The following is a 6,117-nucleotide window of genomic DNA, read 5'->3' as shown; positions in this document are numbered from 1 at the left end:
AGGCACTGCAGGGGAAGAGTGTTTCATTGTCCACGTAAACCCTCTCAAGTGACTGTATTTACAGGCTTATTGTACCACATGGCGTGAAGAGGGTCCAGGGAAAAGAGGGGAATGGAGGGATTATTTCACACGTTCTACGCCTCCGCCCTCTGATCCTCCCCAGACGACGAATCTGAACGATTCCGCTACGCGCCTTCGGCCCCCGATTCACCGGCCAGTGCCGCCCGGCACTATTGAAATGAATAATAAGGTGCCGGGGAAAGGCCCCGCGGGCTAAATTGAGGAGGAGTGACCATTCGGAGCGACGCGAGAAAACGTTTGGGGAGAGGAGCGGGTATTTATGAAAGACGGAGCCGTTTATTTGCTCATCACATAAATATCTATAGCAACGTATAGAAAGCTCCAGATGTGGCGCCATTGGAGCATCGCTGCCGGAGGCGTACATCTGTACGTTGAGGCTGCGAGCGCATCCAGGGTGCCGCAGATCGAGTTTCGTCAACACACCCTTACGGGCTGACCCTTTGTTCCTTAGATGTTATACAGGAATTAATAGTAGGAGGAACTGCATCTTAGACACGGACCTCATAGGTTCGTGGAGACGCGGGGATAGTCAGTTATTTAGTGATGCCCGTCCCCGTTACGCCCTATTTTTGTCGGGGTATCTCCCGCTTTGACTTCATGGTATTGTGTAGCGTCCCATTGGTCAGTCCCACCCGACTCCTTCGTTCCGTCGTCAGCCACGTTTCTTCGCCTCCTTTCTATTCTTCGAATTTCCATCCTCGTTTAGAACTCCACTCTCTGGAATTACCTGCCGCCCAACACCCTTTTCACGAGCATGGCAGCAATGCCGGCCAAAGCCGCCTTCGCAAGGGGGCTGCTCAAGATGCCTCCCGAACTGCTCGGTCCGCCACCTCCACTAAGTCCACCCAAGATGTCGCGTAGCATGCCCGGTTGCTGATGGATCTGACTGGTAATATTCGAAAGCCAGTCCACATCTCCAAAGCCCGGGCCCTGAGCCGGGGTGAGCCCGGGAAGGTTAAGCCCCCTGCTTTGCGCTTGACCCGCCAGCATCCGGCCGAATTGCTCCCGATCTGTCTGGGAGAGGTGTCCAAAGGCATCACGGGCTGCCGCCTCATAATCCGAGGGAGCTGCCTCGTGTGCCACTTGGCCGTAACGGTCCAGAACTTCCTGGTCACTATAACCTTCCGAGGGAGGGCCTTCCTGGAACCTATTAAGGAAATCCTGGAATCCCTCTCGAGTCTTACTGCTTCCCATTAACATGTCTAACAGGCCCATACTATGCCTCCTTTTATGTGATATTGCAGCCCATACGCCCCTGGATTGCCTCTGGAAGGGCGTTGCCTCTTCATCCTAAACGGACGCGTGGCAATGTTAAGAGCTGTTTCCATAACAGCATGGCCTCAAAGCCGATCAGTGCCGAAGGTATCACAGGCCTGGATATTGCCGCTTTGGAATCCAAGCTTGAACCAGCGCACCCGCTGCGCTGCACTTCCATGGGTAAAAGCGTCCGGGACCACGTAACCCTGAATTTTCCGCTGGATCCTATCATCTCCAATCGCGCTGGCTGCGTTCAGCCCTTCCTCGACGTCTCCGGCCTCAAGGATATGGCGGCTCTTATCAGCTTGCTGGGCCCACGCCCCTGCGAAGCAATCAGCCTGCAATTCCATCCTCACGGATAATTTGTTTCTTTCTGAAGGGTTTGCCCGCGACTGGAGCTGGTTCACCTTTTGGGAGATACCAAGAAGGGTTTGTACATGATGGCCAACCTCATGGGCAATGACGTAGGCCCGGGCAAAGTCACCTGGAGCGCCGAACCGCGAGCGTAGGTCTTCGAAGAAGCTTAAGTCCAGGTAGACCTTGTGATCGGACGGACAATAAAACGGCCCCGTTGCCGAACCAGCCATTCCGCACGCAGACTCCACAGCCCCTGAAAAAAGAACCAGCCTTGGAGCCTGATACGTCCGTCCCATCCTGCGGAAGGCCTCGTTCCAGACGTCCTCAGTGTCGCCCAGCACCACAGCCACAAAGTTGCGTAGGTCATCCTTTACGGCCGGCCCGCCACTTCGCGGAGCAGAAACGGAAGGAGCCTGATCCGGTCCTCCTTGCAAAAGAACAGTCGGGTCAATACCTAAAAACAAGCTGATCAACACGACTGCCACGAGACCCAGGCCACTTACACCACCTATCTTGGCGCCACGAGACATCCCGCGACGGTCTTCAATATTATCGCTTTCTCGACCGTCCCTCCATCGCATGTTGTCTGCCCTCTCTGTCTATCGGTTCCCCGTCGTTATGGAAAACACGGGTGCCTCGTTTTATCGACCATAGTGACCGCAGATCAGAACGAAGATCCAAGCACGAAGTATACGCTGGTCGGCGGTTCACTTCGCCTCCCATTCCTCAGTCGTGACCAGGCGGTATGCCCCTTTACGCGGCCATCAACTCAGACGTGCACTGAGGACAGCGCGTCGCCTTGACGGGATAGCCGAAAAACAGTAGGGACATTCCTCGGCCTCCCTAAAAAAGTTTGTAGGTACCATTCGAACGGATGTCAAGGTAACTCACGAAGGAAAGTATCACTGGAGAAGGGACCTCGCGCCCTGCCCTTAATCATTTTCAACCTTCACGGACTATGCTATGCTCGATAGAAACGTTCTTTGTCCTCTGCGAGATATTCTTTCATTTATTGACTATGATCACTGTTTTCAGCTTCTCGATGAGCTTATAATTTTCTGATATTGAGAACTGGGGTTTACGCGGACAGGAAACTATGCAATGTAAGCAATAGTGTGGAGGACGTTCTTAGGGGCGCAACGTTCTGGCTATTATTGTTATGACCCACTGTTATATCCCCCCAAGCATGCGCTGATTACGATATGACAGATCATCTACGAGATTGGTACTATATGGGCCGCAACTGGCGCGGCACCAGCTGTATGTGTGGACCGTTTACGACCAGTCAGATGCGGCAACTGTTCCAGAGGGGCGAGATCAACGGCAAGACGCAAGCCCGGTATGGGACCAACACGCCCTGGAAGTCCTTAGAGGACGTGCCTATGTTTGCCGAAATCAACGCGGAAGAGGAATCCAAGCAGAAACAATTACAATTTCTCAGGAAGTATGGTGTGGCGATTGCTCTCGTGGTCGTCATCATTTGCGTTATTGTTTACAAACAAGAGTGTCCATCCGGTTATAAAAACTACCCGTCTCGAGAAATCCTCGGCAAAGATGCCATCGTCGACCTTACCAACAAAGCCCGCGCGCTCGACCACCTTCCCCCTTTGAAAGAAAACACGCTCCTCGTTGCAATCGCGGAGTCAAGAGCCGATGACATGTTTAAGAAACAGTATTTTGCACATGTCTCCCCCGACGGTCAAGGGGCCTCCGATGTTGCGCAGAAAGTAGGATATCGGTATAAGATCTTATCTGAAAATATCGGCAGCGGTTTGTTTTCCACCAACCAGAGGGTCATTGATAATTGGATGCAGAGTCCGGGACACAGGAAGAATATCCTCTCGCCGAAGATCGAAGACATTGGTGTTGCGGTGGTGAAGGGAAAGATGGATGGGCTGGAAACCTACATAGCAGTTCAGATTTTCGGGCTTCAATCGCCGCCGGTTCCGCAGCAGACATGTATCGCTCCCCCCCAAAGTCTTCTGGCCCAAATCGAACTCAAGAAAAACGAAATAACCAATTTGAATGACCAGATTGCCAGGCTGAGACGAGAGCTCGATGTGGAAAAAGACTTCATTGAAGCTGAGAGAGGCACGCGGGTCGGCTCAGAGAAAGGCCATAACCTAGAGGTCAAGGTCAACGCCTATAACGAGAAAAGCCAGTGGCACAACAAAGTCTTAGCCGAAGTTAAGGCCAAATCTCCCATCCTCCAATCTATGGTTGATGAATACAATAGGGCCCTGGAAAATTATCGTCATTGCAGCGTATCAGATTAATCACTTAGTGTTCGATTGACATATAGCAAACTACGCTAAGTGGAGACGCGGGGATAGTCAGTTATTTAGTGACGCCCGTCCTCATTGCGCGCCAATTCCCGAATTCCGACCGAGAGCAAGTATTCATATGTCTTATCGTAGAAATCAGGATGCCTCGTTGGGTCTATCCCATCTCCATGTGGGATAAATATCACCATTCCTTGGCGCGCTCTGGTAAGTAGGACTCGGTATGCATTCTTCAAATAATACCTGGCATCGGCATCATTAACGTCTTGCCACGAAGTGCCCCGAAATGACTTAAGAATCCAGTCGTTTCCATTAAAACGCAAATCAGCGTCCCATGCCACACAAGTCCAATCAAGCTCTAAACCTTGTATATCAAACTCCGAAGCTACGTCCTCCATGTAATAGGAAGATCTAATGTCGTTTTTGTCATTAAGGAACCAATTCTTGGGCTCGATAGAGGCTTTGACATTGAAGCCATAAGGCTTAAGTCTCAGGGCTCCCGAGGATGCAACTACTCCATACCGTTCGGAACCACGTGCTATTGAGCGTAACCACTCTTTTGCTTTAGATAAATCACGAGTCAAATATATCGGGTAAGTTTTGATAAGGGTTTCGTATAATCTGGTTGCCGTGGGCTCATCTACATCAAGCATTGATTTCACAAATGCCGCAACATTTTCCGATCTGAACGATCTTACAGACACCGATAAATGAAGGTCATCGTCTATAAAGATTCTTCCAGATGCCATGTCGCCATCGTCGAAAAGCGGGCGACCTTGCGTGTATTCGTGATCGGTAAGTTTGCTTGACAAGTAAATAGTCCATTCAGGAAAGGACCGTTTCAAGAGTCAAGTGACTGTCCGTTTGCGCGATGTTTGGTGTCAAATTGATTATATCCTTAATTTGTATTTTCTGCATCATTCTCTGTGAAAAGGATCCGGACCCGTCTTTGCCGGGCCGTTCCCTGGAGGCTTTTTGAAGACAGAACAAATGATAGGGAATGGTGCTTAATTACTTAGGACTTAGGACAACCACTTGCAGACTAGCTTCCTGGCTTTGGTCTGTCCTCCCCGCGCAATGCAGTGGTCGTTATTGTTTTTGCCATCTGTTTCTTGTAGGCTGCGGGTTCATTGCTTCTCATCTTGGAGTTGGACCAACCGTATGAGGGAATCATTCTGATTTCCAGCGAGCCGCTCCGTCAGGCGCTCTCGAGCCTCGGCCAGTGAATCGGCGAGGATTTACAGCGGCCCGTACTGATAGACCAAGAAGACAAGCGATTCAAGTGTGCTGTCTTACGCGCTATACGAAAACCGAAACCTAGCTATATGATTGCCGGTAGAAAGCCGCCGATCGAGTGCGTTCAGCCTATGCAAGTGTCCATGATGATGCTCACTCAGGGGTCCAGAACCTGCCCTCCTTTCCCAGTTCCTTTAACGACTGGAACAATTTCGGTGCGTATTCGTGTATTCGCGAAAGATAGCCTGGCTCCATCCGATTCCTGTGCAAAGGTCCGCTGAAAACCTGCGCCCAATCGGCTAAGGGCATAATCGATTCCGCGGAGATGGGATCATAGGAGGGCCAGTTTTTTGCGTGTTCTTCCGACCGGAAGAGGTTCATGCGGCTTCAGGCCATACCCCATGATACATCTCCAGTCAAAGCCTTCGCAAAAGGGAGATTCATATGTCCCACTGTCGTCGCGGGGGTTATCTCCAGTATCTTTTCATCCCGCATACGAACGAGGATGGGTTCGCCGCAATCGAGACAACGAGCGTCGATGCGGATCTCCTTGCCGGGAAAGAGCCAGCGCACGGCCAGCGATTCTATCCCTCACTGGCCGTACCACTTCTGATCCCCCTCTATCGTCACCAGATAATGGGTCGGTACATTGGAAAAGGGCGCCCAGGACTCGACATAATCCGTGCCTGTCACAAACCAGCAGGCTATTGCCGAATCGGCTGCCTTGTGTTGCACCTGTCTGGCTTCTTCGGGCCCCAATCCGAGAGTGGCTGCAAGTTCCGTATAATGAGGCGCCCGGCCGGTCTTTATGAAGTGGTCCAGAACAGCCGTGTACGCTCGCTGTACCAAAATACTTTCCTCCATGGCATGCCCTCCTTTCTCGCGTGTGCGACACCGTCTTGCC

At 51.5% G+C, this 6,117-nt stretch carries 5 protein-coding genes; 1 reads left to right on the top strand and 4 read right to left on the bottom strand.

The features are described from left to right. Positions 1–804 precede the first annotated feature (804 nt). On the bottom strand, positions 805–1,296 hold the full coding sequence (locus VGJ94_16175; protein ID HEY3278155.1) for a hypothetical protein: 492 nt from the start codon (positions 1,294–1,296) through the stop codon (positions 805–807). 125 nt (positions 1,297–1,421) lie between these two features. Then, entirely contained in the window at positions 1,422–2,276 is an 855-nt protein-coding gene (locus VGJ94_16170) for a neutral zinc metallopeptidase (protein HEY3278154.1), read from the bottom strand. Positions 2,277–2,927: 651 nt separating this feature from the next. Between VGJ94_16170 and VGJ94_16165 the strand changes: the two genes are divergently transcribed. After that, positions 2,928–3,971, top strand: a complete 1,044-nt coding sequence (locus VGJ94_16165; protein HEY3278153.1) for a CAP domain-containing protein — start codon at positions 2,928–2,930, stop codon at positions 3,969–3,971. A gap of 65 nt (positions 3,972–4,036) precedes the next feature. Here the strand turns inward: VGJ94_16165 and VGJ94_16160 are convergent, their stop codons facing one another. Together VGJ94_16160 and VGJ94_16155 are read right to left on the bottom strand one after the other, a co-directional pair. Beyond that, entirely contained in the window at positions 4,037–4,822 is a 786-nt protein-coding gene (locus tag VGJ94_16160) for a DNA/RNA helicase domain-containing protein (GenBank protein HEY3278152.1), read from the bottom strand. Between the two features lie 982 nt (positions 4,823–5,804). Continuing rightward, the gene (locus VGJ94_16155; protein HEY3278151.1) at positions 5,805–6,077 is read right to left on the bottom strand and encodes a hypothetical protein; all 273 of its coding nucleotides are present in this window, start codon (positions 6,075–6,077) and stop codon (positions 5,805–5,807) included. Positions 6,078–6,117: the final 40 nt, after the last annotated feature.

It is taken from the genome of Syntrophorhabdaceae bacterium (assembly GCA_036504895.1).
Classification (GTDB): domain Bacteria; phylum Desulfobacterota; class Syntrophorhabdia; order Syntrophorhabdales; family Syntrophorhabdaceae; genus PNOM01.
This window is presented reverse-complemented; position numbering and strand designations above follow the sequence as displayed.